The organism is Pseudomonas sp. Pseusp88 (assembly GCF_047303955.1).
Taxonomy (GTDB): domain Bacteria; phylum Pseudomonadota; class Gammaproteobacteria; order Pseudomonadales; family Pseudomonadaceae; genus Aquipseudomonas.
This window is the reverse complement of the sequence record NZ_JBGLYM010000103.1, coordinates 1-433: the sequence shown is the minus strand read 5'-3', so window position 1 is coordinate 433 and position 433 is coordinate 1. Positions and strand designations below refer to the sequence as shown.

1 pseudogene is annotated in these 433 nt (G+C 47.8%); it reads left to right on the top strand.

The window, feature by feature from the left end:
• Positions 1-411 (top strand): annotated as a pseudogene (locus tag ACCD02_RS32655) (hypothetical protein); the annotation flags it as partial.
• Positions 412-433 lie beyond the last annotated feature (22 nt).

Genomic DNA, 433 nt, shown 5'->3' with positions numbered 1-433 from the left:
GAATCACAGTCTTACTACGCACCAGAGGCCTACCACCCGGATCGGATTCCCGAACAGCCTGACGCCTTGCCGCGCAACCTATTATTCAAGCTGATCGGAACGCGACTGCCTTGGGGCAACACCCAGGAGGTGCTCCCGGACAACATCATGACGGATCCAGATCCGGAAGGGATGCGCTTCTGGGAAAAGTTCAGGAAAGAAAAGGCCGAACAGAAAGCGAACGGCACTTATGTGCCACGTCCATTCGAACATCTTGAACTGCATGTCAAGCACGATCATGAAGTGATTCGACATGCGAAATTCCCCTTGCGCTCTCAATTTTGGTTATTTCTAAAAAAGGGGGGGGGGGGGGTTTTTTTAAAGTTTTTTTTTTTTTTTTTTTTTGTTGATACAAAATTTTTTTGTATTTAAAAGCTAAGGTGACCGGGGGGGG